The organism is Pseudorhodoferax sp. LjRoot39 (assembly GCF_964253035.1).
Classification (GTDB): domain Bacteria; phylum Pseudomonadota; class Gammaproteobacteria; order Burkholderiales; family Burkholderiaceae_C; genus Pseudorhodoferax.
Window position 1 is genome coordinate 728,457 of record NZ_CAXUQL020000001.1, and the last position, 24,923, is coordinate 753,379.

Here is a 24,923-nt window from a genome sequence, read left to right on the forward strand (position 1 = left end):
GGCGGCGCTGCGCAAAAGAAACCCATTCTGCACAACGCAGGCGCCGCCGGTCACCCGCGCGCGCAAGCCCTGGCGCGGGGCACGGGTTCGCTCAGGCGCGCCGACGCCAGGCCAGCAGCGCCAGGGCCCAGAGCGCGACGCCCCACCACCAGCTGCTGGCGCCACCGCCCCCGCCACCACCGCTGCTGGAGCTGGCGCTGGCCGTGACGGCCAGGTTGGCCACGTCGCGCCGACCGGCGTTGTCGGTCACGGTCAGGCTGAACACATAGGCGCCCGCCACGGGCAGGGTCGCGCTGGTGTTGGCCGACGCGGCGTTGGCGATGGTGGCATTGGCCGGACCGGAGACCTGGGCCCAACGGTAGGCGACGATGCTGGCGCCCGTGCTGGCCGTGCTCGCGTTGCCGTTGAGGGCCACGGTGCTGCCCGCCGGCGCCGTGGCCACGGGCGCAGCCACGGCCTGGGGCACCAGCGATGAGCCCGCGGCCAGCACGGCGCGCGCGCCGTCCAGCAGGCCGGCCCCGCAGGTGCTGGTGTCGCAGTTGCACGGCACGGTGCCGCTGGTGCTGCAGCGCAGTGCGCCGGCCACGGCCACGTGCGGCCGCGCCGCATCCTGCATGCGCACGACGAGCTGCGCCGGTGTCAGCGCCGGGTTCACGGCCAGCATCAACGCGGCCACGCCGGCCGCCTGCGGCGACGAGAAGCTGGTGCCCAGCTTCAGGCCATAGGTGTCCACGCCCGGCGTGGTCGCACCGCTGTTGTCGAGCGAATAGATGGCGCGCGTGTTGGTGCCGCCTGGCGCCACGATGCCGACGCGCGCACCGTAGTTGGAATAGGCCGTCTTGCGCCCATCCTCCTGCACCGCACCGACGGCCAGCACGCCGTTGCAATCGGCAGGCCGGCCCACGGCGCCTGCCTCGTTGCCGGCCGCCACCACCAGCAGCGCGCCGGCCTCGGTGATCTCGTCGATCACGTCCTGGTAGCTGGGGCTGCAGGCGGCGTCGCCGCCGAAGCTCAGGTTCAGGATGCGGGCCGGCGTGGTGTTGGTCGGCGCGCCGTCGACCGCCAGGCCGGCGGCCCAGCGCATGCCGTCCAGCAGGTCCGAGAGCAGCGCGCCGCACTTGCCAGCGATGCGCACCGGCAGGATCCTGCCCTGCCAGGCGATGCCGGCCACGCCCAGGCCGTTGTTGGTGGCAGCGGCGATCTGGCCGGCGATGAAGGTGCCGTGCCAGGAGCTGCGCTCCTCGCCGCAGGTCGAGAACAGCGGCGAGCGCTTGTCGGCCGCGTCGACCCAGTCGCCCGGGTCGCTCGGATCGGCGTCGCGGCCATTGCCGTCGTTGGAATACTCGACCTCGCTCACGAAGTCGTAGCCGGCCACCAGGCGGCCGGTCAGGTCGGGATGGTTCAGGCGCACGCCCACGTCCAGCACGGCCACCACCACCGAGGCACTGCCGGTCGTGACATCCCAGGCGGCCGGCATGTTCATCGCCGCGGCGTAGGTCGTGGGCGGCTGCAGATGCCACTGCTGGGCGTAGTCGGGGTCGCTCGGCACGGCCAGACGGCGCACGCGCACATCGGGTTCGACGTCCAGCACGTCGGCGTTCAGGCGCAGCCGGCGCACGGTGGCCTCGAGTTCGGCGCCCGACTGCGCGGCCGGCATGCGCAGCAGCCGGTGCTGGCGGCCGACGGGGCGCTCGTCCTCGAAGCCCACGCCCGCGCTGGTGGCCACGGCGCGCAGGCGCTCGCGCGCCGCCTGCGGCGCCTCGCGCGCCGACGCCGTGGACTCGGCCTGCGGCTTGAGCCGCACGATGAGGTTGCGGACCGGCTCCTGGCTGGCCTGGGCCGAGGCCAGCAGCGGGACCGCGAGCAATGCAGCAGCAATGAATTTCAGCATGCGCGGCGTTGTAGCACGGCTTCGCGGCACTTCGCGTGGGAAATCGATGACGCCGCATGACGCCGGACCGGCTTGCACGACAATCTGCGCCCTCGCGCGACCGCGCCATTCGACACCGCACCGCCATGAAGATCAGCAAAGACACCGCCGTCACCCTGCACTACAGCGTGACCGAAGCCAATGGCAAGCCGCTGGCCAGCCGCGAAACCACCGACTACCTGCACGGCGGCTACGGCAACACGCTGCCCAGGATCGAGGAAGCGCTGGAAGGCCAGGAAGCCGGCTTTCGCGTGACGCTGGAACTGCAGCCCGAAGACGCCTTCGGCCGCCGCGAGGAGGCGCTTGCGCGCAGCATCTCCAAGAAGGACTTCCCGCCCGGCGTGAAGGTCGGCGGCCAGCTGCGCGGCATGACCGAGGACGGCCGCGAGCAGGTCTTCACGGTCGTGAAGATCAAGGGCGACCAGGTGCTGCTGGACGCCAACCACCCCTGGGCCGACAAGGCGCTCAAGTTCACGCTGCAGGTGGGCGGCGTGCGCGCGGCGACCGCCGAGGAAATCCAGCACGGCCACGTGCACGGCGGCCACGGCCACCACCACTGATCAGCGCCGGCGCTGCTCCCGGTGCAGCATCTGGCGCGTGTAGACCGCGTCGCGGCTGGACGCCATCAGCGCCATCTTCTGCACCAGCCCATGGGTCTCGGCGGGCTGGCTGATCTGCGGCATCAGGCCCAGCATGCCGGCCAGCGCCATCGGCACCCAGCGCTGGCGCAGGCGTAGCGTGCGGCCCGCCGCCCAGGCGATCGGCAGCGCCGCCGCCATGGCGCCCAGCGCAAAACCGGCCACGACCTCCGACACCGAGTGCGCCTTCAGCACCACGCGCGAGACGCTGACGAGCAGGCCCACCAGGAGGCCGCAGGCGATGCCCAGGACCTGCAGGCGCCGTGACCGGTCGGCCACCGCCAGCCAGACGCCCATCGTGAACACCGCGGTCGAGACCGTCGCATGGCCGCTGATGCCCGTGAAATCCAGCGCGGCGCTGCCGACGCCCCAGCCCATGAAGGCCAGCTTGGTGGCCAGCACCAGCAGCACGGCCGTGCCGAACGACAGCCCCCAGGCCAGCGCCAGCGGCGCCTGCCGTGTCTTGACCAGCCACAGCGCCAGCACCAGAGCGGCGGGCAGCAGCAGCGCCGAGTTGCCGAGGTGGGTGACGGTGGTCCAGAAGTGGTAGGGCACGGCGTCCATTGTGCGGTGCCGCAATGAAGCCCGCACCGGCGCAGGGCTACAGGCCGCGTTCCACCATGTCGAGCAGGCGTTCGCCGAGCGCTTCGGCCTGCGCGGACGGCAGGCCGCGCAACGGGCCGTCCAGCAGCAGCAGCGCAAGCCCGTGCACGGTGGACCAGGCCAGGAATTCGGCGCCGGGCCGGCGTGCGGGCGGCAGCGCGCCCGCCGCCACCAGCGCGTCCAGCGCGGCGCCGAGGTGGCGGAACGGGTCCAGGCCCGAACGGCCGGCCTTGGCCGGATCGGGCGTGGCGGCCAGCGCGAAGCGGCCGCCGAACGCGGTGCGGAACAGCCCCTGGTGCGCCTGCGCGAAGCCCAGGTAGCCCGCGCCCACGGCCCGCACGCGCGCACGGGCCTGCGCCACGGCATCGCCCTGCGCCGGCAGCTGCGCCATGCGCTGCTCCATCGCCTCGGCCACCGCGGCCACGGCGGCGGCGCGCACGGCGTCGAGCAGGTCTTCGCGGTTGGCGAAATGGCGGTACGCGGCATTGGGCGCCACGCCGGCCCTGCGCGTGGCCTCGCGCAGCACCACGGCATCGGGCCCGCCTTCGGCGGCCAGCGCCAACCCGGCTTCGAGCAGGGCGCGGCGCAGGTCACCGTGCCGGTAGCTGCCGCGCGCAGGCAGGGAGCGGGCGCGCGATGGAGGTGTGTTTTCTGCCATGTGGACAGCGTCCATTATTGCTGCCAGAATTCTTGTGTACGCTGTTCACATTTGCTCACAGGAGACCGTCCATGCAAGTTCTTGCCTATCTTTCCTTCGAGGGCCGCTGCCAGGAGGCACTCGACTTCTACCGTGACAAGCTCGGCGCCAGCATCGGCATGGTGATGCGCTTCAAGGACGCGCCGCCCATGGACCAGCCTGCGCCCGAGGGCTGCGCCGGCGGCCCGCCGCCGGACGGCGAGAAGGTCATGCATTCGGAGCTGCGCATCGGCGATTCCACGTTGATGGCCACCGACGGTATGGCCAGCGGCAAGCCGAACTTCGCCGGCATCTCGTTGTCGCTGGCGGTGGCCGACGCGGCCGAGGCCCAGCAGCGCTTCGACGCGCTGGCCGATGGCGGCCAGGTGCAGATGCCGCTCGCGAAGACCTTCTTCAGCCCGGCGTTCGGCATGGTGGCCGACCGCTTCGGTGTGCAGTGGCTGGTGGTGGCGCAGGACCCCGACAGGCCATTGCGCTGAACAAGACAGGAGCGGACCGCCATGGAACCGACCCCACCCCTCGCGCAACACCGCTGGCTGCAGCAGCTGGTCGGTGAATGGACCATGGAAGGCGAGGCCGACATGGGCCCCGGCGAACCGACCAGCCACAGCACGGGCACCGAGAGCGTGCGCATGCTCGGCGAGCTGTGGGTGGTGCTGGAAGGCCAGGCCGAGATGCCTGTCGGCGCAGGCATCGGCCACATGCGCATGACGCTGGGCTACGACCCGGACCGCCAGGCCTTCGTCGGCACCTGGGTCGGCTCGATGATGACGCTGATGTGGGTCTACCAGGGCCAGCTCGACGCCGCCGGCCAGGTGCTCACGCTGGACACCGAGGGCCCGAGCTTCGCCGGTGACGGCAGGACGGTGCGCTACCAGGACGTGATCACGCTGGTCGACGCGAACACGCGCACGCTGCATTCGCAGACGCTGGGCGAGGACGGCCAGTGGAAGCGCTTCATGACGGCGACCTACAAGCGACAGTAGCCGCGCGCGGGCTCGGGTAGGCTCGCGCCCGCCATGTCCACGAGTCCCCTGCTTTCCCCGCGCACCGCCTGGCCCATGCTGCTGGCGCTGACGGCGGCCTTCGCCATGAGCCAGGCCTTCCGCACGCTGGCTGCCATCCTGGCACCGCCGCTGCAGGCCGAGTTCGCCATGTCGCCGCAGCAGCTCGGCCTGTTCGCGGCGAGCTTCCACTTCGCGTTCGGCGCGCTGCAGCTGTTCATCGGCATCGGCATGGACCTGCACGGCCTGCGGCGCACGGTGCTGGCCGCCTTTCCGCTGGCCGTGGTCGGCGCGGCCGTGTCGGCCACGGCCGGCGGCCAGGGCCAGTTGATCGTCGGCCAGGTGCTGATCGGCGTGGGCTGCGCGCCGGCCTTCCTGGCCTGCACGTTGTTCATCGCGCAGAACTTCCCGGCCGAGCGCTTCGCCATGCTGTCGGGCCTGGTGCTGATGCTGGGCGGCACCGGCATGCTGTTCACGGGCACGCCGCTGGCCTGGCTGATCGAGGCGCATGGCTGGCGCTGGGGCATGTGGCTGCTGGCGGCCGGTTCGGTCGTGGCCTGGGGGCTGGTCTGGTGGAAGGTGCCGCACCAGGCGCCCGCTGCGGCCGCCGCGCGCGAACCGCTGGGCCAGGCGCTGCGCGGCTTTGGCGCGCTGTTCCTGATGCCGCACACCTGGGGCATCGTCTGCATGTCGGCCGTCAACTATGCCTCGTTCCTGACACTGCGCGGTCTGTGGCTGGGGCCCATGCTGGTCGAGCGGCACGGCCTGTCGCTGCTCGTCAGCGGCCATGTGGCGCTGCTGGTGTCGGTGGTTTCGCTGGTCAGCCCGCCGCTGTTCGGCCGCTTCGACCCCGGCGGCATCGCGGCGCGGCGCCGACGCATCGTCCGCTGCACGCTGGGGATGGCGGCGCTGTTCGTGGCACTGGCGCTGCTGCGTGGCCTGGTGGCCGACGTTCTGTTGGCCGTGGCCGTGGCCTGCCTGTCGGGCTACATGGTGCTGCAGTACGCCGACGTGCGCGCCGCCTATCCGCCGGCCATGATCGGCCGCGCGCTGTCAGTGTTCACCATGGCCATGTTCATGGGCGTGGCGCTCATGCAGTGGGGCACGGGCTGGGTGGCCGCGCAGGCCACCGGTCGGGGCGTGGAGACCTTCACGGCACCGCTGCTGGCGATCGCGGCGGCGCTGCTGCTGGGCGCGCTGGCCTACCGCAGGCTGCCGCAGCCGCCTGGCGCCTGAAACTCAGGCGTGGCCGACCTGCAGATCGGCATACGACACCGCGTACTTGACCAGGGCCGCCTGGCCGTCGATGCGCAGCTTGCGGCGCAGGTGCAGCCGGTGCGTCTCCACCGTGCGCACCGAGGCGCCCAGCGCGTCGGCGATCTCGCGGTTCGAGCAGCCATCGGCCAGCAGCGAGAGCACGGCCGATTCCTTGGGTGTGAGGTGGCCCCAGGCGCGCGTGACAGGCGGCGGCGCCGGCTCGGTCGGCAGCGGCAGGCCGGGGCTGAAGTAGCGCTCGCCCGCGTGCACGGCGTCGATGGCCTCGACCAGGTGGTGGCCCGGCCCGTCCTTGAGCACGTAGCCGCGCACGTCCAGCGCCACGGCGCGGCGCACGTACTCGGCGTCCTGGTGCATGGACAGCACGAGCAGGCGCAGGCCCGGAAAGCGGTCGCGGAACTGGGTCGCCAGCTGGATGCCGCTGGCATCCGGCATGCGGATGTCGGTGACCACCAGGTCGGGCTGCAGCGCGGCGGCCAGCGCCTCGGCCTCGCGCACGCAGCCGGCTTCGCCCACCACGCGGATGTGGGGCGTGGCGTGCAGGCGCATGCGCACGCCGTCGCGCAGCAGCGGATGGTCGTCGACGAGCAGCACGCGGATGGGGGCGGGGTCAGGGGTCATGGAGCGGAACGGGCAATGGCGATGGGATGCGGTGCGCGCGTGGACACGGGTGCCGGCGCGGCGGCCTGTGGCAAGGGCAGCCAGGCGGCGAGACGCGTGCCATGGCGGCCGGAGTCGATGGACAGCGTGCCGCCCAGGCTCTCGGCACGCTCGCGCATGTTGCGCAGGCCGATGCCGCGCGTGCCGTCCCCGGACACGCCGCGCATGTCGAAGCCCTGCCCGTCGTCGATGACCTGCAGGCCCACACCATGGCGCGTGCCATGCAGCACGAGTTCCACCCGCGTGGCCTGGGCGTGGTTGCGGCAGTTCTGCAGCGCCTCCTGCGCGATGCGGAACAGCACGGTGCCGTGCTCGGCCGGCAGCTGGCCCGGCACACCCTGGCGCACCAGGCCGACGGGGAAGGCCCCGCTTTCCTGCACCTGTTGTGCCAGCAAGGCGAGGGCCGGCTCCAGACCGAGGTCGTCCAGCAAGGCCGGGCGCAGCCCGTGCGACACGCGCCGGATCTCCACCAGCGCCGTGCCCAGCCGCGCCAGCCCCTGGTCCAGCGCCTGGCGCGGTGCCGCTGGCGTGGCGGCGCCAGGATCGGCCAGCTGCAGTTGCGCCGTCTCGAGCAGGAACTTGGACGAGGCCAGCACCTGCACCACGCCGTCGTGCAGCTCGCGGGCCACGCGCACGCGCTCGTCTTCCTGCGAACGCACCACGCGCCGCGCCAGCCGGCGCAGCTTGTCGCTGGAGACGCGGTGGTCCTTGAGGTTGAGCGCCAGGCCGCCCAGTCCGATCAGCACCACGCAGACCGCGGCGATGGCGTACAGGCGCTGGCGCGTGGCCTCGATGTTGGTGCGCGCGCCGGTCTCGATGGCCTGCAGCGCGCCCTGCACGTCGTCCAGGTAGATGCCGGTGCCGATGACCCAGTTCCATCCCGGCACGGTCATCACATAGGCCAGCTTGGGCACGACCGCCTGCGAGCTCGGCTTGCTCCAGCTGTAGCGCACCACGCCGCCGCCCCGGCGCGCCGTGGCCAGGATGCGCTGGGCCGAGTCGGCACTGGCCGGGTCGTTGGGGTCGCAGAAGTCCACACCCTGCAAGGCCAACAGCTTGGGGTCCATGAGCAGCTGGCCGTGCTGGTCGTAGGCGAAGAAGTAGCCGTTCTCGCCGAACTGCATGCGCGTCAGCGTGGCCAGTGCCAGCTCCTTGCGTGCGCCGAGTTCGCCCGGCCCTTCGGCGATGCGCATCAAGGTGTTGTGCGCGAGCTCGACGTAGTGCTTGAGCTCGGCCTCCTTGCTGTGCATGAAGGCCTGCTGCACGAGGGTCTGTTCCTCGCGCACGAGCTTGTAGGTCTGCTGCTGCATGGTGGCCCCCATGAGCAGCAGCGCGACCACGATGGGCACGCCCGACAGCAGCACCAACTTGAGGCGGAGCTGCATGTCAGCGCCCCACTCCGGGGTCTGTCTGCACCAATGTTCTGGAATGTGTTGCGGTGTGCATGGCGGGCCTGAATGTGCAGAGCAATCCCGATGCCAGCCAGTGACGTTTCATTTTGAAACACTGCTGCAGTGCGGCGAAATCGGCCTCCGAACAGCCCCGCTGCGTACTACCACGTAGGGGAAATGAAACCGTCACACACCGTGATGCCATTCCTAGAATTCATCGCAAGTTAGACCGCATTGCACTGCAGCAAACATCCCGGGAGGGTCTGGCTTCTTGTCGCTCCGCATGGCCGAAATGCCATGCGTGGTTCTTGATTCCAGAAGAAGGAAAGGTGGCTCCATGCCCAACCATATCCGTGTCGGCCGCTTCACCAAGGTGGTGGCCGGCTGCGCTGCAGCATTGCTCATGACGGCCTGCGCCATGCCCGCCAAACGCACGGTGCTGTCCACCACCGGTGTACCGCCGGCGATCGGCCCGTACTCGCAGATGGTCTCGCACGGCAACACGCTGTACCTCTCGGGCGTGATCCCGCTCAACGAGGCCGGCAACGCCGTCGTCGGCAGCACCATCGAAGAGCAGACGCATGCCGTGCTGCGCTACATCGGCACCATGCTCAAGTCGCAGGGCCTGGACTACACCGACGTGCTCTCGTCCTCGGTGTTCATGAAGGACCTCAACGAGTTCGCCGCGATGAACAAGGTCTACGGCGAGTACTTCAAGCCGGGCAACGCGCCGGTGCGCGCCACCGTCGAAGTGGCACGTTTGCCGCGTGACGTGAAGGTCGAGATCGCCGTCATCGTCGGTCGCCGTTGAACCATCCCGGAGTACAGACACCATGCAAGACCAACAGATCCTCACCGCCCGCGCCGCCGAGCTGAACGCACTGGCCGCGACCGACACCACGCGCTGGCCGGCCAAGCGCCGCGACTTCCTGCGCATGCTGGGCTACGGCGCCAGCGCCGCCACGCTGGGCCCGATGCTGATGGCCTGCGGCAGCGGCAACTCGGCCACGCCGGCCGCTGACCTGCGCGCGCAGCTGGTCGCAGACGAAGCGTTCTGGACCAACGTGCAGGGCATGTTCACGCTCGACCCGGCGCGCACCTTCATGAACATCGGCACGGCCGGCTCCATGCCCAAGGTAGCACTGGACCTGTTCGACACCGAGAACCGCAAGAAGGCCAGGGAGTCGGGCAACGGCTACTCGGACCACAACGCGCTGCGCGCGCTGGTGGCGCCCGCCTTCGGCGTGGACGTGGACGAACTGGCCTTCTCGGCCAACACCTCTTCGGGCATGTGCCACGCGATCCTGGGCATCCCCTGGCAGGCCGGCGACGTGATCGTCACGACCAACCACGAGCACGGCGGCGGCAACACGCCTTTGAGCATCGCGGTGGACCGCTACGGCGTGGAGATCTCGCGCATCGCCATGCCGGTGGGCAACAACCAGACCGCGGCGACCTACCAGAACCTGTTCGACGAGCGCATCCGTTCGCTCAAGGCCGCGGGCAAGAACGTGCGCGCCGTGATGTGGTCCTCGCCGACCTACGTGACCGGCACGCTGCTGCCGATCGCCGAGATCATGGAGGTGGTGAAGACGCACGGGCTGATCAGCATCGTCGACGGCGCCCACCTGCCCGGCATGATGCACTACGACTACGGCGCGCTGGGCATGGACTTCATGTCGGGCGCCGGCCACAAGTGGCAGTGCGGCCCGGGTTCCACCGGCATCCTGATCATCCGCAACAAGATCCGCGCGTCCAATCCGACGCCGCTGCCCAAGTGGTACCCGGTGCACACCAGCACCTACTCCACGCGGGAGCGCACCACCAACGGCACCGCCACCTACGACATCGCCGCCAGCGTGACCAGCTGCGGCAGCACGCACACGCCGCTGTTCCAGTCGCTGGTCAGCGCATGCCAGCTGTGGGACGAGATCGGCCGCAAGAAGATCGAGACCTACGACCTCACGCTGTCGGCCTACCTCAAGGAGAAGATCGTCGAGCGCTGGGGCGTGGATGCGCTGTACTCGCCCAAGGACGACCCCAAGCTGGTGTGTGCGCTGACCTCGTTCAACGTGTTCCGCAACAAGGACGACGCGATGAACTCGGCCAAGGCCACGCAGTTCGTCTCGCGCCTGCAGGCCGAGTACCCGCAGGGCCTGGTGATCCGCAACGCCAGCTTCCCGGTGATCGGCGCGGCGTCGAACCACTACGCGATGCGCATCTCCACGCACCTGTGGCACGACGCCAACGACATCGACGCGCTGGTCGATGCCATGTGGGACCTGTCGGGCAAGATGGCCTGAAGCCAGGCCCGCCGGGTCAGCCCAGTTCGGGCGCCAGGCCCGGCGCCTTGTCCATGTCGGCCCCGTTGTACAGCTTGTGCTGGGCAGCGGGGCTGCCCACGTCGGACACCACCGCCAGGCGCCACTGCGGATCGCGCCGCGCGAAGGCGCGCTCCTCGGCCGTCAGCGCATAGCCGGTCGCGCCCGTGGCCGTGCCCTTCACGACAAGCTTGAGCAGGGTCTTGCCCTTCTTGTCGCGCACTTCCGCGGCGTAGCCCGGGTTCGGCGTTTCCAGCATTTCTGTCTTGTAGCCGTAGCCTGCGAAGTGGCGCGTGAGGTGGTCCAGCGCGGCCGACTGCAGGTCGCCGCCACCGACGGCGATGGCCGCGGCATCGGGCGCGGCATCCACGATGCCGGCGCGCGCACGGGCGGCCTGGATCTCGGCCTCGTTCGGCACCCAGCCGCGCGGGCCGCGCACCAGCACCACATGGCGCTGCTCGGGGCTCCAGACGGCCACATGCCATTCCTGCTCGTCGGGCACGCGCACCGACATGCGGGCGGCCTTGTCGGTCTCCAGGTCGGCAATCGCCACGCGGTTGGTCTGCAGCACCGCGCGCAGGCCCTGGTCGGCATCGAGCGCACGCTTGATGAGCTGGATGCGGTCCTTGGTGCGCTGGATGCGCAGCTCGGTGCGTTCGCCGCCGCCGATGCGGTGCAGCGGATCGAGCGACTCGAGCAGGAACCAGCGCCCGCCCTCGCCCACGCTGACCAGCTCGGCCCAGATGGTCACGATGATGTTGTCGCCGCTGGCCAGCCAGGCCATGTCGGAGGCCTTGTCGCGGGCGTCGAACACGCCCATCTTGGTGATGATCTCGACCGGCGTGCGCTTGTCGCCCGACAAACGCTTCTCGTTGATGACCGCCAGAACGGCGGGTGCGACTTCTTTGTCCATGGAAAGCAGGAGGGCCGGTCTCGACCGGCCCTTTTTCGTGGGATGGAAAGGATGCGGCTCAGCCGCGCGGTACCGGCGCGGCCGCCTTGTCCAGCGCGGTGTTGACCTCGTCCAGCGTCTCGGCCGACTTGGTCAGCGTCTTCTCGACGGCACCGGTGTGGCCCAGCGCCTGGTCGACCTCGCGCGTGCGCGCTTCCTCGCTCAGGTGCGTGTCGAGCACGGTGTTGGCCACGGCCAGGTCGTCGGCCGCCTGACGGATGTCGGCGGCGACCTCCTTGGCCTTTTCGATCGCCTGCTCCAGGTGCTTGGCGGCCTGGGCATCTTTGGAAGGCTGGGACATGTTGGAACTCTTGCGAGACAAGGCGGGCGCCCATCGTAGCGCGCCCAGGGGCACCCGCAAGCGCCGGGCGAGTCGCCCGGCCTTCTTGCGCAGCGTGCTTACTTGGCGACGACGCGGACCATCTCGAGCACCTTGTTCGAGTAGCCCCACTCGTTGTCGTACCAGGAAACCAGCTTGACGAAGGTGCCGTCCAGCGCGATGCCGGCTTCGGCGTCGAAGATCGAGGTGCGGGCGTCGCCGCGGAAGTCGGTGGCGACGACCTTGTCTTCGGTGTAACCCAGCACGCCCTTGAGCGCGCCTTCGGACTGGGCCTTGAACTCGGCGCAGATCTCCTTGTAGCTGGCTTCCTTGACCAGTTCCACCGTCAGGTCGACCACCGACACGTCGGAGGTCGGCACGCGGAAGGACATGCCGGTCAGCTTCTTGTTCAGCTCGGGGATTACCACGCCCACGGCCTTGGCAGCGCCCGTGCTGGAGGGAATGATGTTTTCCAGGATGCCGCGGCCACCGCGCCAGTCCTTGTTGGACGGGCCGTCCACGGTCTTCTGCGTCGCGGTGGCGGCGTGCACGGTGGTCATCAGGCCACGCTTGATGCCCCACTTGTCGTTCAGCACCTTGGCCAGCGGGGCCAGGCAGTTGGTCGTGCACGAGGCGTTGGAGATGATGGCCTCGCCTTTGTAGGTCTTGTCGTTCACGCCGAAGACGAACATCGGGGTGTCGTCCTTGGACGGGGCCGACAGGATGACCTTCTTGGCGCCGGCGTCGATGTGCTTCTGTGCAGTTTCCTTGGTCAGGAACAAGCCGGTGGATTCGATCACGATGTCGGCACCGACTTCGTTCCACTTCAGCGCTGCCGGGTCACGCTCCTGCGTCAGGCGGATCTTCTTGCCGTTGACGATCAGCGTGTTGCCGTCGACCGAGACCTCGCCCTTGAAGCGGCCATGCACCGAGTCGTACTGCAGCATGTAGGCCAGGTAGTCCGGCTCGAGCAGGTCGTTGATGCCCACGACTTCGATGTCGGAGAAGTTCTGCACCGCCGAACGCAGCACGTTGCGGCCGATGCGGCCGAAGCCGTTGATACCGATCTTGATCGCCATTGCTTTTTCTCCTGAGGTTGAAACTTACTTGGACAGAACCTTGCGCACGGTCGCCACGACGTTCTCGGGCGTGAAACCGAAGTGCTTGAACAGCACGGGCGCGGGGGCGGACTCGCCGTAGGTGTCGATGCCGACCACGGCCGCGCAGCCGTACTTCCACCAGCCGTCGGTCACGCCCATCTCCACCGCGATGCGCGGCAGGTTGGCGGGCAGAACGGCCTTCTTGTAGGCCAGGCTCTGGCGGTCGAAGGTGGTGGTGCTGGGCATGGAGACCACGCGCACGGCGATCTTGGCCGCGGCCAGCTGCTTCTGCGCGGCCAGCGCCAGCTGCACTTCGGAGCCGGTGGCGATGATCACGGCACGGGCCTTCTGCTTGAGGCCCACGTCCGCGGGTTCGCTGAGCACGTAGGCGCCGTTCGCGATGTGGTCCAGCGCGTCTTCGCTCTTGGGCGCGTAGGGCAGGTTCTGGCGCGACAGCAGCAGCGCGGTCGGCCGGTTCTTCTGGGCCAGGGCCACAGCCCAGGCGATGGCCGTCTCGGCCGTGTCGGCCGGGCGCCAGACGTCCAGGCCCGGGATCAGGCGCAGGCTGGCCGCATGCTCGATCGACTGGTGCGTGGGGCCGTCTTCGCCCAGGCCAATGGAGTCGTGCGTGAACACGTGCACGATGCGCTGCTTCATCAGCGCGGCCATGCGGATGGCGTTGCGGCTGTAGTCGCTGAAGGTCAGGAAGGTGCCGCCGTAGGGGATGTAGCCGCCGTGCAGCGCGATGCCGTTCATGATGGCGGCCATGCCGAACTCGCGCACACCGTAGTTGATGTGGCGGCCGATCACGCCGTGCGGCGGTTCTTCCACCGGGGCGGCCTTCTCGTCCTCGGCACCGGCCTTGCGGTCGGGCGCGGCGCCCAGCACCACGGCGCCGGTCTCGGCGTCGAAGCGCAGCGCCGACGTGTGGCTGGTGTTGGTCAGGTTGGAGCCGGTCAGGTCGGCCGAGCCGCCCAGCAGTTCGGGCAGGGCCGCCGTGAAGCCTTCCAGCGCCAGCTGGCTGGCCTTGCGGCTGGCCACGGTGGCCGCCTGGTCGTGCGCTTCGGACGCGATGCGCGCGGCGGTCTCGGCGAAGCTGGCAGGCAGCTCGCTCTGCATGCGGCGCGTCAGTTCGGCAGCCAGAGCGGGGTGGGCGGCCTTGTAGCCGGCGAACAGCACGTCCCAGTCGGCCTCGGCGGCCAGGCCCTTGGCCTTGGCATCCCAGGCGGCGTACACGTCTTCGGGGATCTCGAACGGCGCCGCATCCCAGCCCAGCGCTTCGCGCGTCAGCTTGATTTCCTCGGCGCCCAGCGGCTCGCCGTGGGCCTTGGCCGTGCCGGCGCGGTTGGGCGAGCCCTGGCCGATGGCGGTCTTGCAGATGATCAGCGTGGGCTTGCCCTGCGAGGCCTTGGCCTCCTCGATGGCCTTGGACACGGCTTCGGCATCCTGGCCGTCGACCGGGCCCAGCACCTGCCAGCCGCTGGCGACGAAGCGCAGGGCCGTGTTGTCGATGAACCAGGGCGCGACCTTGCCGTCGATGGAGATGCCGTTGTCGTCGTACAGCGCGATCAGCTTGTCCAGCTTCCAGGCGCCGGCCAGGGCCACGGCCTCGTGGCTGATGCCTTCCATGAGGCAGCCGTCGCCCAGGAACACGTAGGTGCGGTGGTCGACGACGGGGAAGTTCGGGCGGTTGAACTCGGCCGCCAGCAGCTTCTCGGCCAGCGCCATGCCCACCGCGTTGGTGACGCCCTGGCCCAGCGGGCCGGTGGTGGTTTCCACACCGGGCGTGATGCCGTGCTCGGGGTGGCCGGCCGTCTTGCTGTGCAGCTGGCGGAAGTTCTTGAGCTCGCCGATGGGCAGGTCGTAGCCCGTCAGGTGCAGCAGCGCGTACAGCAGCATGGAGCCGTGGCCATTGGACAGCACGAAGCGGTCGCGGTCGAACCAGCCGGGGTTGCGCGGGTTGTGCTTCAAGTGGCGGCCCCACAGTGCGACGGCCATGTCGGCCATGCCCATGGGGGCACCAGGGTGGCCGGAGTTGGCCTGCTGCACGGCGTCCATGGCCAGCGCGCGGATGGCGTTGGCCAGGCGGCTGGCGGGCGCGGCGGCCTCTGCGACGGGGGTGGAAGAGGCCAGCGTGTCAGTGTTCGCCATGGGTGGGCAGCTCCGGTCGAAATCGGGGGAAACCCGGGATTTTAGCGAGGCGGGCCGCAAGCCTCCTTGGTCTACAGTCGCCGGCAGCACATGGCCGCCATCCAACTCCCCTCCGGCGCCGCGCTGTTCGAGCGCGGCTGGCTCTCGTCCAACAACCTGCTGCTGCGCGATCCGCGGGGCATCGGGCCCACCGCGCTGGTCGACTCGGGCTACTGCACGCACGCCGAGCAGACGCTGGCGCTCGTCAGCCAGGCCCTGGGCAACGTGCCGCTGGACCGGCTGCTCAACACCCACCTGCACAGCGACCACTGCGGCGGCAATGCGGCCTTGCAACAGCGCTATCCGCAGCTGCACACGGCCATTCCGCCCGGCCAGGTGCAGGCCGTGCGCGACTGGGACGCCGACGCGCTGAGCTACGCGCCCACGGGCCAGCTGTGCCCGCGTTTCGGCATCGACGGCCTGCTGCAGCCGGGGCAGGAGGTCGTGCTGGGCGCCGGCCGCTGGCAGGTGCATGCGGCGCCCGGCCACGACCCGCATGCCGTGCTGCTGTTCGAGCCGGCCTGGGGCCTGCTCGTGGCCGGCGACGCGCTCTGGCAGAACGGTTTCGGCGTGGTGTTTCCCGAGCTCGAGGGCGAGTCGGCCTTCGCCGAGGTCGGCGCCTCGCTGGACCTCATCGAACGGCTGGCGCCGCGCCTGGTCGTGCCGGGCCATGGCAGTGTGTTCGACGACGTGGGCCCGGCGCTCGAGCGCGCGCGCCGCCGGCTGGAGGGCTTCGTCGCCGCGCCACGCAAGCACGCCCTGTACGCGGCCAAGGTGCTGCTCAAGTTCAAACTGCTGGAATTGCAGTCCATCGCCGAGGCCGAACTGCTGGCCTGGGCCCGGCGCACGCCCTACTTCCAGACCCTGCACGCCCGGCACTTCGCCGACGCCGGCCCCATCGACATCTGGGGCCAGACATTGGTCGAAGACCTGCTGCGCTCGGGCGCGGCGGCGCGCGAAGGGCCAATGCTGGTCAACCAGTAGCGTTCACGCAGCCGTCACGCGGCGCGGGCAGGCTCGCGGGCTTGTCTTTTCACCGAGCCGACAACGCATGTTCCGCCTGACCCTCGCCGCGCTCGCCTGCGCCGCCGCCCTGTTCCCCGCTGCATATGCCCAGCAGGCCTACCCTGCCACCCTGGCCGGCCACGCCGTGCTGCCCGCCCTCACGCTGATCGCACCGCCTGCCGATGCACCAGCCGACCTGCGCATGGCCGGCAAGTTCACGACGGCCCAGCGCACGGACAAGGCCGGCGCCGTGATGGGCCTGTCCGGCGGCCGGCCCACGGGCATAGCCCTGCCGTTCGAAGGCCAGCCTGCGCAAGGCCATTCGGGCATCAAGCGCATGGCCGACGGCAGCTTCTGGGTCCTCACGGACAACGGCGCCGGCAGCAAGGCCAACTCGCCGGACTTCATGCTCTACCTGAACCACTACGCGGTGGACTTCCAGAGCGGCCGCTTCGAGCGCAGGAAGACCGTGTTCCTGCACGACCCGGACCGCAAGCTGCCCTTCCGCATCGTCCAGGAAGGCACGGAGAAGCGCTACCTGACCGGCGCGGACTTCGACCCCGAGAGCTTCCAGTTCGCTGGCGGCGCGCTGTGGATCGGCGACGAGTTCGGCCCCTGGCTGATCCAGGCCGACCTGGACGGCAAGGTGCTGGCCGTGTTCGAGACCCAGGCGGACGGCAAGACCGTGCGCTCGCCCGACCATCCCGCCATCGCCATGCCCGGCGCGCCCGACGCCGCGCTGCCGGCCTTCGAGGTGCGCCGCTCCAAGGGCTTCGAGGGCATGGCGGCCTCGCCCGACGGCAGCAAGCTCTACGCGCTGCTGGAAGGTCCGCTGTGGAACGCCGCGGCCAAGGCCAACGAGCAGGTGGACGGCAAGACCGCGCTGCGCGTGCTCGAGTTCGACGTGCAGAAGAAGGCCTGGACCGGCCGCCACTGGAAGTACCCGCTGGAAGCCGGCCACCACGCCATCGGCGACTTCAACATGGTGGACGCCACCACCGGCCTCGTCATCGAGCGCGACAACGGCGAGGGCACGGCGGACAAGGCCTGCCCGGCGGGCGAGAAGCGCAACGACTGCTTCCACGACCTGGCCAGGTTCAAGCGCGTCTACAAGATCGAGATGGGCGAGGCCAACGTGGGCCAGGCCGTGCGCAAGGTCGGTTACATCGACCTCATGGCCATCCAGGATCCGAACAAGCTGTCGAAGAAGCCGTTGACGAACGGCGTGCTGGCCTTCCCGTTCTTCACCATCGAGAACGTGGACATCGTGGACGCCACGCACATCGTGGTCGGCAACGACAACAACCTGCCGTTCAGCAGCAGCCGCGCGCCCGACCAGGCGGACGACAACGAACTCGTGCTGCTGGAGGTGGGCGAGTTCCTGCGGGCGAAGTAGCCGCGTCCATTCAAAAGGGTTGAATGCTGCCTTCACCTTCGGGCGATGTGCAGCCGGGGCGGCCGCGCCAACAATGCAGCCATCCTCTCCATCCACCAGGAAGCACCATGGCCAAAGTCCTCGTTCTCTACTACTCCACCTACGGTCACATCGAGACCATGGCCGGCGCCATCGCCGAAGGCGCGCGCGCAGCCGGTGCCCAGGTCGACATCAAGCGCGTGCCCGAGACCGTGCCCGAAGAGATCGCCAAGAAGGGCCACTTCAAGCTGGACCAGGCCGCACCCGTGGCCACGGTCGAGGACCTCGCCAACTACGACGCGATCGTGGTCGGGACCGGCACGCGCTTTGGCCGCATGTCCTCGCAGATGGCGGCCTTCCTGGACCAGGCCGGCGGCCTGTGGGCCCGCGGCGCGCTCAACGGCAAGGTCGGCGCGGCCTTCACCTCCACCGCCACCCAGCACGGCGGCCAGGAGACCACGCTGTTCTCCATCATCACCAACCTGCTGCACTTCGGCCTCGTGATCGTGGGCCTGCCGTACAGCCATGGCGGCCAGATGACGCTGGACGAGATCGTCGGCGGTGCGCCCTACGGCGCCACCACCATCGCTGGCGGCGACGGTTCGCGCCAGCCCAGCGAAATCGAACTGGCCGGCGCCCGCCATCAGGGCGAACTGGTGGCCAAGACGGCTGCCAAGCTGTTCGGCTGAGGCTGGCGTCGGTCCCCATAATCGGGACCATGCCTTCCCCGACCTCCCCCGCGCAGCCCGTCCGCTGCGCCATGGTGCTCGCCGCCGGCCGCGGCGAGCGCATGCGGCCGCTGTCCGACCGCACGCCCAAGCCGCTGCTGCCCGTGCACGGCAAGCCCATGATCGTCTGGCACCTGGAGGCGCTGGCGCGCGCGGGCGTGCAGCGCGTGGTGGTCAACACCGCCTGGCTGGAGGAGCAGATCCCGGCCGCGCTCGGTGACGGCAGCCGCTGGGGCCTCACCATCCACTACTCGATGGAAGGCCGCGACCACGGCGGCGCGCTGGAGACGGCCGGCGGCATCGCCAAGGCGCTGCCGCTGCTAGACGAGTGCTTCTGGCTGGTCTCGGGCGACATCCACGCTCCCGATTTCCCGTACGACGCGGCCCGCGCCGCGGCCTTCGTGGCGCAGCCCGCGCAACTGGCCCATCTGTGGCTGGTGCCCAACCCCGATTTCCATCCCGCAGGCGACTTCGGCATCGGTGCCGATGGCCTGGCCCTGGCCGATGCCGGACCCGACGGCCGGCGCTGGACCTATGCCAACTTCGCGCTGATGCGCAAGGCCCTGTGCGCCGGCGTGCCCGTCGGCCAGAAGGCCGCGCTGGGGCCGCTGCTGAAGGCCGCGATCCGCGACCGCCAGATCGGCGCCGAGGTCTACCCCGGCGCCTGGCACAACATCGGCACGCCGGCGCAGCTGGCCGCGCTCGACCGGAGCGCCGCATGAAGGTGCTGCTGGCCGGCGCCACGGGCCTGGTGGGCCGCGAGATCCTGGCGCGTCTGCTGGCCGACCGCAGCATCACCGAGGTCCACACGCTGGGCCGGCGCGCACCGCCCACGCCGCATGCCCGGCTGCACCACCATGCGTCGGACCTGCGCAACATCCCCGCGCTGCCGCCGCCGCACACCGTGTTCATCGCGCTGGGCACCACGATCAAGGTGGCCGGCAGCCAGGAAGCCTTCCGCGCCGTGGACCATGACGCCGTGCTGGCCGTGGCGCACGCGGCGCGGACGGCAGGCGCCACCCGGCTGGGCCTGGTCAGCGCCATGGGGGCAGACACCGGTTCGCGCATCTTCTACAGCCGCGTCAAGGGCGAAGTGGAGCAGACCATTGCGCAGATCGGCTTCGAGACGCTGGTGATCGCGCGCCCCTCGCTGCTGGTCGGCGAGCGCAGCACGCTGGGCCAGCCCGTCCGACGCGGTGAGATCGTCGGCGAGGCCATCAGCCGCTGGCTGCGCCCGCTGATCCCGGCCAATGCCCGCGCGATCCGCGCCACCGACGTGGCCCGCGCGCTGGTCGATGCCGTGGGCCAGGGCCAGCCGGGCCGGCGCGTGCTGCTGTCGGGCCAGATGCAGCGCGGCTAAGACCGCCGCCCGGCGGTAGGATCGTGGCATGACCACGCCCTACGCCCAACGCCGCGCCGAAGTCGCCCGCCAGATCGGGCGCGACGGCATCGCCATCGTCCCGACCGCGCCGGAGCGCCAGCGCAACCGCGACAGCGACTTCCTGTACCGGCACGACAGCTACTTCTACTACCTCACCGGCTTCACCGAGCCCAACGCCTGGCTGGTCATCACCGGCGACGGCGGGAGCACGCTGTTCTGCGCGCCCAAGGACCTGGAGCGCGAGATCTGGGACGGCTACCGCCTGGGGCCCGACGCCGCACCCGAAGCGCTGGGCGTGAGTGCCGCCCACTCGGTCGCCGCGCTGGACGCCCAGCTGCCCAGGCTGCTGGAGAACCGCGGCACGGTCTGGTTCCCGTTCGCGATCCACAAGGGGCTGGAATCGCGCATCGACGGCTGGCTGTCCTCGGTGCGCGCGCGCGTGCGCTTCGGCGCGCTGTGCCCCGAGTCGCAGCGCGACCTGTGCGGCGTGCTCGACGAGATGCGCCTGGTCAAGGACGCGCACGAGCAGGACATCATGCGCCGCGCCGCGCAGATCAGCGCCGAGGCCCACATCCGCGCCATGCAGACCAGCGCGCGCATGCTGCGCGAGGGCAAGGAGGTGCGCGAGTACCACCTGGACGCCGAGCTGCTGCACGCCTTCCGCATGGGCGGCTCGCAGTACCCGGCCTATGGTTCCATCGTGGCAGCGGGCGCCAATGCCTGCGTGCTGCACTACCGCGCCGACGCCGCGCCCGTGCGCGATGGCGAGCTGGTGCTGATCGACGCCGGCTGCGAACTCGACGGCTATGCCAGCGACATCACGCGCACCTTCCCCGCCAACGGCAGGTTCACGGGCCCGCAGCGCGCGCTGTACGACCTGGTGCTGGCCAGCCAGGACGCGGCCGTGGCCGCCACGCGCCCCGGCAAGCGCTTCAACGACCCGCACGAAGCGACTGTCAAGGTGCTGGCCCAGGGCATGCTGGACCTCGGCCTGCTCGACCGGAACAAGGTCGGCAGCGTCGAGGACGTGATCGAGAAGCGCGCCTACTTCGCCTACTACATGCACCGCACCGGCCACTGGCTGGGCATGGACGTGCACGACTGCGGCAGCTATGTGGAGCCCAGCGAGATCGGCAACGGCAGCGAGCGCAAGGACGCGCTCTCGGGCGAGACCATCACCGACCGGCCCAGCCGCATCCTGCGCCCCGGCATGGTGCTGACCATCGAGCCCGGCATCTACGTGCGGCCCGGCACCGAGGCGCCGGAACAGTTCCACGGCATCGGCATCCGCATTGAGGACGACGCCATCGTCACGGCCGACGGCTGCGAGCTCATCACGCGCGGCGTGCCGGTGAAGGCCGACGAGATCGAGGCGCTGATGCGCTGAATCGTCAGGCCAGCATCTCCATCGGCACGGAAAAGCGCTGCGCCAGCGCCTTGACCTGGCGCAGGTTCAGCGCCCGCTTGCCGGCCAGCACCGCGCTCACCACGCTCTGGGCGCCGATCTCGGGCAGGTCGGACTGCTTCAGGCCGTGCTCCTCCATGAGGCTGGCCAGCACCGTGGCCGGCGTGCTGGTGTCGGGCCAGGGATGGACACGGTCTTCGTATTCGCGCACGCGGTCGGCGAGCAGCTCGACCAGACCGCCCAGTGGGTGTCCAGGGTCTGCCGCCACTTGGTCGAACACCTGGTCGATGAAAGCCAACACCTGCGCGTAGGCGGCCTCGTCAGCAATCGGTGCACCCAGGCCCAGGGCCTCGTGCAATGCCACCCAATGGCCGGCCACATCACGCACGTTCATTTCCAGGCTCCTTTGTCGTACTCGGCGTGCGTCAGCACCGCTTTGACCCACAGCATGCCGCGCGAGAAGTCCAGCGCGGCCACAAGGCGGTACTTGTTGCCGCCGATGTTGAACACGTAGCGCTCGCCGACCTTGTCGACCGCGGGAAACACCGCGCGCAGATCGGCGAAATTCGCGAAGCTGCCCTTCTCGATCTTGCGCCGGAAGTCCTGCAGAGGCTGCGCCGCATCCACATGAACAACGGCGAACTCGCGCAGCGCGCGGTTGGAGATCAGCTTGGTAGGCACATCGGTTTATAGCAGATTGCTATGCAATCGACCAGCCCTCGTACGTCCAGCCGCACAGCCAGCGTGGGCCTGTTCCGACACACTCGGCGCGGCACGCCGTGGCATGCTGGGCCATGCGTACCACCAAACGCCGCCTCACCAAACTCGCCTTCGCGCTGTACAGCCTGGGCCTCGGCGCCTCGGCAGGCGCGCAGCTGATGCCGCTGCAGACCGGCCGCGGGGCGCCGCAGCAACGCGCCGCCACAGCCGTGGACACCCGCTGGAAGGAGAGCTTCGATGCCTTTGCCGCGGCAGACCTGAAGCAGGCGCCGCAGACCGGCGGCGTGCTGTTCGTCGGCAGCTCCTCGATCCGGCTGTGGGACGACCTGGAAACCCAGTTCGACAAGATGCCCGTGATCAAGCGCGGCTTCGGCGGCTCGCGCATGCTGGACGTGGCCCAGCATGTGGAGCAGCTCGTGCTGCCCTACCAGCCGCGGCTGGTCGTGGTCTATGCGGGCGACAACGACCTGGCCGAGGGCCGCACGCCGCAGCAGGTGCTGGACAGCTTCGTGGCGTTCGTCGAACGCGTGCGCGCCGAACTGCCCGACACGCGCATCGCCTACCTGTCGATCAAGCCCAGCCCCTCGCGCGTGGCGCTGCTGCCGCAGGCCATGCAGGCCAACGCACTGATCGCGGGCTACAGCGCGCGCACGCCGAACCTGGACTTCATCGACATCTACTCACGTATGCTGGACGAAGCCGGCAAGCCGCGCACCGACCTCTACGGCGCCGATGCGCTGCACATGAACCCCTCTGGCTACGCGGTCTGGAAGAGCGCCATCACGCCGCACCTGTTGCCGCAGCAGCCGCAGTCCGCGGCGCTCAGCGCGGCCAAGCTGCCGATGCCGGCGCCGGCCCGGCCGGCACCCTGACCGCGCGCGCCTTGCGCCGCGCGGCCGCCTGCCGGTCCAGTTCCTGGCTCAGCAGCGCCACACCGTAGAGCACGGCGAACGAGGCCACCGCGATTCCCACATCGATCCACGCGCTGCGCGCGGGCGTGGGTGCGCCGAACAGCGCCAGCGCCAGCAACGCCAGCACCAGGTGCGCGCAGAACACGGGCAGCGAGGCCGCGCCCATGGTCTCCAGCGCACGCACGCGCGGCAGGTGCGTGGCCAGCCAGGGCGCGTAGTGCATGGCCAGCACCAGCAGCGCGAACAGGTTGAACAGGCGCAGCGGGGCCAGCTGCCACTTGTCGAACAGCATGTTGAGGCCGGCGTCGTGCGGGATCGGCACCTGGCCGACCACGTGGCGCCAGACAAAACAGACCGCGGCATACACGATGGCGGTGCGCAGCAGCCAGCGCGGGAACACGACGGGCGGACGCTGCGCCGTGCGCTCGGCCCCCAGCCACAGCCCCATGACCCACAGGAACTGCCAGGCCAGCACCTCGAAGGCGCCGGTCTGCACCAGCGGCACGCGGATGCCCGCGGCCGGCGCCAGCGCCTCGTACAACACCCCGCCCAGCTTGAACTGCGCCACCAGCCACAGCGCCACGCTGCAGGCCATGATGCCGCCCCAGCCGTGGCGCAGACCGTGCAGCAGGACCATGGGGCTGATCAGCATGAACAGCACGTACAGCGGCAGGATGTCCAGCAGCGGCGGGCTGTAGATCAGCAGCAGCGCGCCGACCAGCGCATGCAGCGGCTCGTGCAGGTAGTACTTCATGAGGCCGGTGATGGCGTCCTCCTGCAGCACCACGGCGATCAGCGCCACCACGCTGAACAGGAACAGCAGCATGGCGGCCTGGCACAGGTAGATCTTGACCACGCGTCGGTAGAAGGCCGCGCGCATGCGGTCTTCGCCCTCGCGCTGCTCGCGCGCGGCGTAGACCATGCCGGCCATGAAACCCGATAGCAGCACGAAGCCCTCGGCCGCCGAGACGAAGCCGAAGGGCTGGCCCGTGGGCGAGGCGAACAGCGTGGGCAGGTGCGTGAACGTCATCAGCACCAGCATCAGGCCGCGCAGCGCGTCGATCTGCCACAGGCGCTGGCTGGAGGAGGCGGCCGTCATCGCAGCAGCCTGTCCGCGGAGGCCGTCGGCGTGCGAAAGCCCGCCGCTGCAGCAGGTGCGCCCTCGCCCAGGCGCTCGAACTCGGCGATGACCTGGGCCCCCAGCAGCAGCAGCGCGGCCGCCAGCTCCAGGCTCAGCAGCACGGCGATCGCCGTGGTCAGCGAGCCGTAGACCTGGCCGATCTGCGACAGCGTGGACAGGTACCAGACCAGCACGCGGCGGGAGATCTCCCACAACACGGCTGCGGCCAGCGCACCCAGCAGCGCGTGCGACAGAGACAGCCGGCCGACCGGCATGACCAGGTAGATCGAGGCCAGCAGCAGCACCTCGCCGGCAAAGCCCAACAGGTACAGCAGCGCGGTGGACACGCGGTCCAGCGACCAGTCCAGCCACAGGAAGTGCAGCTCCTCGCGCCCGATGGCCTGCAGCGCGCCCGACACCAGGGTCACCACCAGCAGGCCGGCACCCACCGACAGGATGTAGGCATAGGGCAGCGCGGCCGAGACGACGAAGCGCCGCCGCCGGATCGCCACGCGGTGGTGGAACACCACCGACATCGCGTTCTCCAGCACCGTGAAGGCCAGCGAACTGAAGAACAGCATGCTGGCCAGCAGCACCCAGCCCAGCACCTCACGGTGCGCGAGGAAGTTGCCCAGCTCGGCCACGATGGCGCCCGACTGGCCCGGCAGCAGCCAGGCCAGGTAATGCCGCAGCGTGGCCAGCAGCGCGGCCTCGTCGATGAAGTGCGAGAGCGCGATGACCGTCAGGATCAGCATGGGCACGATGGACAGCAGCGCGTAGTACGCCACCGCACCGGCCAGCAGCAGGCCCTGGTTGGCCTTGAAGGCCTTGAGCACCCGCCAGAGGAAGCCGGCGGGATCGGCCAGCAGCAGCGCGAGCCGGTCGGGTGCGGCCTGCGCCTCAGGGCCCGGGCTGCTGCGGCGCATCGGGGTCGGGCTCCGCGGGCCGGCCGGGCTCGGGCGCGCCGTCGCCCGGCTCCACGGGCATGCCGCCCGGTTCGGGCTCGCCGTCGTCTTCACCGTGGCGGCGTGGGGGGCGGTGGGGCAGGGTCATGGCGCGCTCGGGGTCAAGGCTGCCATGTTCGGCCGCCGGTGCGCCGTTGCCGCCCGGCCGCTGCCGCAAAGCGCTGTAGTCGCGGACCGACAGCGGGCGGGGCGCG

27 protein-coding genes are annotated in these 24,923 nt (G+C 70.1%); 13 read left to right on the forward strand and 14 right to left on the reverse strand.

Features of this window, described 5'->3' with window-relative positions:
* Positions 1-91 precede the first annotated feature (91 nt).
* Positions 92-1,891, reverse strand: a complete 1,800-nt coding sequence (locus tag ACSQ4M_RS03445; RefSeq protein ID WP_436188274.1) for a S8 family peptidase — start codon at positions 1,889-1,891, stop codon at positions 92-94.
* Positions 1,892-2,016: 125 nt separating this feature from the next.
* Here ACSQ4M_RS03445 and ACSQ4M_RS03450 point away from each other — a divergent pair, with 125 nt between their 5' ends.
* On the forward strand, positions 2,017-2,490 hold the full coding sequence (locus tag ACSQ4M_RS03450; protein WP_436188275.1) for an FKBP-type peptidyl-prolyl cis-trans isomerase: 474 nt from the start codon (positions 2,017-2,019) through the stop codon (positions 2,488-2,490).
* On the opposite strand, the gene ACSQ4M_RS03455 is transcribed toward ACSQ4M_RS03450, so the two are convergent.
* Both ACSQ4M_RS03455 and ACSQ4M_RS03460 read right to left on the reverse strand, forming a co-directional pair.
* A complete protein-coding gene (locus ACSQ4M_RS03455; protein WP_436188276.1) occupies positions 2,491-3,132 on the reverse strand; it encodes a phosphatase PAP2 family protein in 642 nt (213 codons plus the stop codon). It abuts the gene before it with no gap.
* Between the two features lie 37 nt (positions 3,133-3,169).
* Positions 3,170-3,829 (reverse strand): TetR-like C-terminal domain-containing protein, encoded by a 660-nt coding sequence (locus tag ACSQ4M_RS03460; protein WP_436188277.1) that lies wholly within the window; start codon positions 3,827-3,829, stop codon positions 3,170-3,172.
* Positions 3,830-3,900: 71 nt separating this feature from the next.
* Between ACSQ4M_RS03460 and ACSQ4M_RS03465 the strand changes: the two genes are divergently transcribed.
* Genes ACSQ4M_RS03465 through ACSQ4M_RS03475 form a run of 3 tightly spaced genes read left to right on the forward strand, consistent with a single transcriptional unit; the run spans position 3,901 to position 6,108 of the window.
* Positions 3,901-4,347: a VOC family protein gene (locus tag ACSQ4M_RS03465; RefSeq protein WP_436188278.1), complete on the forward strand. Its 447-nt coding sequence runs from the start codon at positions 3,901-3,903 to the stop codon at positions 4,345-4,347.
* 21 nt (positions 4,348-4,368) lie between these two features.
* Entirely contained in the window at positions 4,369-4,854 is a 486-nt protein-coding gene (locus tag ACSQ4M_RS03470; RefSeq protein WP_436188279.1) for a DUF1579 domain-containing protein, read from the forward strand.
* A 33-nt stretch (positions 4,855-4,887) separates the two neighbouring features.
* Positions 4,888-6,108, forward strand: a complete 1,221-nt coding sequence (locus ACSQ4M_RS03475) for an MFS transporter (protein WP_436188280.1) — start codon at positions 4,888-4,890, stop codon at positions 6,106-6,108.
* Positions 6,109-6,111: 3 nt separating this feature from the next.
* Here the strand turns inward: ACSQ4M_RS03475 and ACSQ4M_RS03480 are convergent, their stop codons facing one another.
* Positions 6,112-6,768, reverse strand: coding sequence for a response regulator (locus tag ACSQ4M_RS03480; protein ID WP_056658981.1), 657 nt, complete (start codon positions 6,766-6,768; stop codon positions 6,112-6,114).
* A complete protein-coding gene (locus ACSQ4M_RS03485; RefSeq protein WP_436188281.1) occupies positions 6,765-8,192 on the reverse strand; it encodes a cache domain-containing protein in 1,428 nt (475 codons plus the stop codon). Before ACSQ4M_RS03485 ends, ACSQ4M_RS03480 begins: the two co-directional genes overlap by 4 nt.
* Positions 8,193-8,535: 343 nt before the next feature.
* Between ACSQ4M_RS03485 and ACSQ4M_RS03490 the strand changes: the two genes are divergently transcribed.
* Positions 8,536-9,009 carry a Rid family detoxifying hydrolase gene (locus tag ACSQ4M_RS03490; RefSeq protein ID WP_436188282.1) on the forward strand — a complete coding sequence of 158 codons (474 nt, stop codon included), beginning with the start codon at positions 8,536-8,538 and terminating at the stop codon, positions 9,007-9,009.
* Positions 9,010-9,031: 22 nt separating this feature from the next.
* The gene (locus ACSQ4M_RS03495; protein ID WP_436188283.1) at positions 9,032-10,501 is read left to right on the forward strand and encodes an aminotransferase class V-fold PLP-dependent enzyme; all 1,470 of its coding nucleotides are present in this window, start codon (positions 9,032-9,034) and stop codon (positions 10,499-10,501) included.
* 16 nt (positions 10,502-10,517) lie between these two features.
* On the opposite strand, the gene ACSQ4M_RS03500 is transcribed toward ACSQ4M_RS03495, so the two are convergent.
* The 4 genes from ACSQ4M_RS03500 to ACSQ4M_RS03515 form a co-directional block, all read right to left on the reverse strand.
* A complete protein-coding gene (locus ACSQ4M_RS03500; protein WP_436188284.1) occupies positions 10,518-11,432 on the reverse strand; it encodes a protein NO VEIN domain-containing protein in 915 nt (304 codons plus the stop codon).
* Positions 11,433-11,490: 58 nt separating this feature from the next.
* Positions 11,491-11,772: a hypothetical protein gene (locus ACSQ4M_RS03505; protein ID WP_056658989.1), complete on the reverse strand. Its 282-nt coding sequence runs from the start codon at positions 11,770-11,772 to the stop codon at positions 11,491-11,493.
* 98 nt (positions 11,773-11,870) lie between these two features.
* Entirely contained in the window at positions 11,871-12,869 is a 999-nt protein-coding gene (gene gap, locus ACSQ4M_RS03510) for a type I glyceraldehyde-3-phosphate dehydrogenase (protein ID WP_436188285.1), read from the reverse strand.
* A 24-nt stretch (positions 12,870-12,893) separates the two neighbouring features.
* The gene (locus ACSQ4M_RS03515) at positions 12,894-14,948 is read right to left on the reverse strand and encodes a transketolase family protein (protein WP_436193961.1); all 2,055 of its coding nucleotides are present in this window, start codon (positions 14,946-14,948) and stop codon (positions 12,894-12,896) included.
* Between the two features lie 183 nt (positions 14,949-15,131).
* On the opposite strand from ACSQ4M_RS03515, the gene ACSQ4M_RS03520 reads away from it, so the two are divergent.
* The 6 genes from ACSQ4M_RS03520 to ACSQ4M_RS03545 all read left to right on the forward strand — a co-directional run bounded on the left by ACSQ4M_RS03520 (position 15,132) and on the right by ACSQ4M_RS03545 (position 20,995).
* Complete coding sequence (locus ACSQ4M_RS03520; RefSeq protein ID WP_436188286.1) at positions 15,132-16,064, forward strand: MBL fold metallo-hydrolase; 933 nt, start codon at positions 15,132-15,134, stop codon at positions 16,062-16,064.
* 67 nt (positions 16,065-16,131) lie between these two features.
* Positions 16,132-17,481, forward strand: a complete 1,350-nt coding sequence (locus ACSQ4M_RS03525; protein ID WP_436188287.1) for an esterase-like activity of phytase family protein — start codon at positions 16,132-16,134, stop codon at positions 17,479-17,481.
* Positions 17,482-17,588: 107 nt separating this feature from the next.
* Positions 17,589-18,188: an NAD(P)H:quinone oxidoreductase gene (wrbA, locus tag ACSQ4M_RS03530; protein ID WP_436188288.1), complete on the forward strand. Its 600-nt coding sequence runs from the start codon at positions 17,589-17,591 to the stop codon at positions 18,186-18,188.
* A gap of 29 nt (positions 18,189-18,217) precedes the next feature.
* A complete protein-coding gene (gene murU, locus ACSQ4M_RS03535; protein WP_436188289.1) occupies positions 18,218-18,949 on the forward strand; it encodes an N-acetylmuramate alpha-1-phosphate uridylyltransferase MurU in 732 nt (243 codons plus the stop codon).
* Positions 18,946-19,587, forward strand: a complete 642-nt coding sequence (locus tag ACSQ4M_RS03540; protein ID WP_436188290.1) for an NAD(P)H-binding protein — start codon at positions 18,946-18,948, stop codon at positions 19,585-19,587. The genes murU and ACSQ4M_RS03540 overlap by 4 nt, the downstream gene beginning before the upstream one ends.
* 28 nt (positions 19,588-19,615) lie before the next feature.
* Positions 19,616-20,995, forward strand: coding sequence for an aminopeptidase P N-terminal domain-containing protein (locus ACSQ4M_RS03545; RefSeq protein ID WP_436188291.1), 1,380 nt, complete (start codon positions 19,616-19,618; stop codon positions 20,993-20,995).
* Positions 20,996-20,999: 4 nt separating this feature from the next.
* Here ACSQ4M_RS03545 and ACSQ4M_RS03550 read toward each other — a convergent pair whose 3' ends face one another.
* Positions 21,000-21,407, reverse strand: a complete 408-nt coding sequence (locus tag ACSQ4M_RS03550; protein ID WP_436188292.1) for a helix-turn-helix domain-containing protein — start codon at positions 21,405-21,407, stop codon at positions 21,000-21,002.
* A complete protein-coding gene (locus ACSQ4M_RS03555) occupies positions 21,404-21,694 on the reverse strand; it encodes a type II toxin-antitoxin system HigB family toxin (RefSeq protein WP_436188293.1) in 291 nt (96 codons plus the stop codon). The genes ACSQ4M_RS03550 and ACSQ4M_RS03555 overlap by 4 nt, the downstream gene beginning before the upstream one ends.
* A 113-nt stretch (positions 21,695-21,807) precedes the next feature.
* On the opposite strand from ACSQ4M_RS03555, the gene ACSQ4M_RS03560 reads away from it, so the two are divergent.
* Positions 21,808-22,605 (forward strand): SGNH/GDSL hydrolase family protein, encoded by a 798-nt coding sequence (locus ACSQ4M_RS03560; protein WP_436188294.1) that lies wholly within the window; start codon positions 21,808-21,810, stop codon positions 22,603-22,605.
* Here the strand turns inward: ACSQ4M_RS03560 and opgC are convergent.
* The 3 genes from opgC to ACSQ4M_RS03575 are packed head-to-tail and all read right to left on the reverse strand — an operon-like array spanning position 22,556 to position 24,817.
* Positions 22,556-23,743 (reverse strand): OpgC domain-containing protein, encoded by a 1,188-nt coding sequence (gene opgC, locus ACSQ4M_RS03565; RefSeq protein WP_436188295.1) that lies wholly within the window; start codon positions 23,741-23,743, stop codon positions 22,556-22,558. The genes ACSQ4M_RS03560 and opgC overlap by 50 nt on opposite strands.
* Positions 23,740-24,690 carry a YihY/virulence factor BrkB family protein gene (locus ACSQ4M_RS03570; protein ID WP_436188296.1) on the reverse strand — a complete coding sequence of 317 codons (951 nt, stop codon included), beginning with the start codon at positions 24,688-24,690 and terminating at the stop codon, positions 23,740-23,742. The genes opgC and ACSQ4M_RS03570 overlap by 4 nt, the downstream gene beginning before the upstream one ends.
* On the reverse strand, positions 24,665-24,817 hold the full coding sequence (locus ACSQ4M_RS03575; RefSeq protein ID WP_436188297.1) for a hypothetical protein: 153 nt from the start codon (positions 24,815-24,817) through the stop codon (positions 24,665-24,667). Before ACSQ4M_RS03575 ends, ACSQ4M_RS03570 begins: the two co-directional genes overlap by 26 nt.
* Positions 24,818-24,923: the final 106 nt, after the last annotated feature.